Below are 2563 nucleotides of genomic sequence, written 5' to 3'. Positions count from 1 at the left end.
TGACCAGCTGCGCGCACTCCACCGAGATCTCGGCCAATTCGACGAGCAGGGATTTGGTGCGCAGCACGAACCGCTGCGTCGCGGGGGAGATGTGTTCGCGAGAAGCGGGCAGGTCTTTGATCAGACGGACCCGGAAGGTCTCGGAGAGGAAATATAGCAGATCGCGATCTGCGGCCGCCCGCGGCCAGCCGGCGTCGCCCTTGAACACGGCATCCAGGTCGTAGGCGTGCCGCAGAGTTTTCACATACGACCGGAAACCCGACGCGTGACCCGCGGTGAGCGTACCGGCGGCCAGGATGTGCAGCCGGGTGTCGTCGATATCCTCGCCGCAGGAGTGCAGCGCGTCCGAAAGCATATGCCAGCCACGCGGAGTGGAAAACGGAGCCTCGGATTTGGGCGGCTGCGACCAGAGATGATCGGGGCGCTGGGTCAGATACCGCACCACCCACGGATGGATATCGTTGTGGGCGGCCCATTTCAGCCAGTCGCCGGCATCGGCCCGGAGATGAATATGCACCATCCGGTTGACCAGTGCCGAGGCCATGGGCCGGGCCAGCGCGTTATCCGTGGCGCGGTTACCGGCGCCGATCACCACCGATCCCGCGGGCAGTTCGTAGGAGCCGATCCGGCGGTCGAGGATCAGCGAATAGAACGATTTCTGCACCTCCGGCGCGGCCGCGTTCAACTCGTCCAGGAACAGGCAATACGGCTGTGGCCGGGCGATCGCCTCCGGCGGCGCGAACCGGCTCCGGCCGTCGACGATCTGCGGCACTCCGATCAGATCCTCCGGAGCGAGCTGGGTACCCAGCAGCGTCACGCAATCCAGCCCCAGCGATTCGGCGAAACATCGGACCAATGAGCTCTTTCCGATCCCCGGCGCGCCCCACAGAAAAACCGGCCGGACGACCGCGAGTGACAACAGCAGTTCGGGTAGTTGGTCGGGGGTGACGGTGACGGATGCCTCCACGGCCTTCTTCGACTCGCTTTCACGGCAGACCGGATATTGCCTCCAAAGGCTATGTTTCCGGTCGCGCCCGTCGCCACCGAATATCGGCGGGCTCCGCGGAATCCACAGACGGCCGGTGAACCCGGCACGTCTGTGGAATCTCGTCCACTACCTCATTCGCCGATATCCGCGCCGGTGCGCGGCGGCGCGGCCGATTCGAGCCGGAGGAACTCCTCATCGGTGAGCAGGCGGGAGCGGATGAGGAAACGCACACCCTCCGGCGCCTCCAGGGAGAACCCACTCCCGCGCCCGGGAACGACGTCGACCGTCAGATGCGTGTGTTTCCAGTACTCGTACTGGTCGGCACTCATCCAGAACGGGGTGTCCACATCGACCCGACCCAGCAGCACGTCCTGCCCGCCCACCCGGAATTCACCGCGCGGATAGCACATCGGCGCACTGCCGTCGCAACAGCCACCGGATTGGTGGAACATCACCGGGCCGTGCCGCTCGATCAGGTCGCGCAGCAGGTCGCGTGCGGCGTCGGTGAGTTCCACTCGGGCCGGGTCCGGCATCAGAAGAATCCGAGCTTCTGCGCCGAATAGCTCACCAGCAGGTTCTTGGTCTGCTGGTAGTGGTCGAGCATCTTCGAGTGGTTCTCCCGGCCGATCCCCGACTTCTTGTAGCCGCCGAAAGCCGCGTGGGCGGGGTAGGCGTGATAGCAGTTCGTCCACACACGCCCGGCCTTGATCCCGCGGCCGAGGCGGTAGGCGGTATTGCCGTCGCGGGTCCACACACCGGCACCGAGACCGTAGAGGGTGTCGTTGGCGATCTTGAGGGCCTCCTCGGTGGAATCGAAGGTGGCCACCGACACCACCGGACCGAAGATCTCCTCCTGGAAGATGCGCATATCGTTGCTGCCCTTGAAGATCGTCGGCTCCACGTAGAAGCCGTTCGGGTAGCCGTCGACCGACCGGGAGCCGCCGCCGGTGAGTACCTCGGCGCCCTCTTTCTTGCCGATATCGATGTAGGACATGATCTTCTCGTACTGATCGTTGCTGGCCTGCGCGCCGATCATGGTGGCGTCGTCGAGCGGGTCACCGCTCACGATGGCCCGGGTGCGCTCCACACAGCGCGCCATGAACTCGTCGTAGATCGAGGAATGGATGAGCGCGCGCGACGGGCAGGTGCACACCTCGCCCTGGTTGAGTGCGAACATCACGAAACCCTCGACGGCCTTGTCCAGGAAATCGTCGTCGGCGTCCATGACATCGGGCAGGAAGATATTCGGGCTCTTCCCGCCGAGTTCCAGGGTCACCGGGATGATGTTCTCGCTGGCGTACTGCATGATGAGCCGGCCCGTGGTCGTCTCACCGGTGAACGCCACCTTGGCCACCCGTGGGCTCGAGGCCAGCGGTTTACCGGTCTCCACACCGAACCCGTTCACCACGTTCAGCACCCCCGGCGGCAGCAGGTCGGCGATCAGCTCCACCACTTTCAGGATGGACGCCGGAGTCTGCTCGGCCGGTTTGAGTACCACCGCGTTCCCGGCGGCCAGCGCCGGCGCCAGCTTCCAGGTGGCCATCAGGATGGGGAAGATCCACGGAATAGATCGGA

3 protein-coding genes are annotated in these 2563 nt (G+C 65.0%); all 3 read right to left on the bottom strand.

Going from position 1 to position 2563, the window contains the following annotated elements; genetic code table 11:
• The coding region (locus ACWDU1_RS31500) for an ATP-binding protein (protein WP_450004063.1) at positions 1-967 on the bottom strand (967 nt) is incomplete at its 3' end.
• 152 nt (positions 968-1119) lie between these two features.
• On the bottom strand, positions 1120-1521 hold the full coding sequence (locus ACWDU1_RS31495; RefSeq protein WP_450004062.1) for a DUF779 domain-containing protein: 402 nt from the start codon (positions 1519-1521) through the stop codon (positions 1120-1122).
• The coding region (gene adh, locus ACWDU1_RS31490) for an aldehyde dehydrogenase (protein WP_450004061.1) at positions 1521-2563 on the bottom strand (1043 nt) is incomplete at its 5' end. The genes adh and ACWDU1_RS31495, both read right to left, overlap by 1 nt.

Source organism: Nocardia sp. NPDC003345 (assembly GCF_053589395.1).
The sequence above is the reverse complement of the archived record's forward strand: the minus strand, read 5'-3'. Positions and strand labels throughout refer to the sequence as shown.

Bases quoted from the DNA above. Each gene is read 5' to 3' on its own strand.
- ACWDU1_RS31495 (WP_450004062.1), bottom strand. From the start codon at position 1,521: ATGCCGGACCCGGCCCGAGTGGAACTCACCGACGCCGCACGCGACCTG.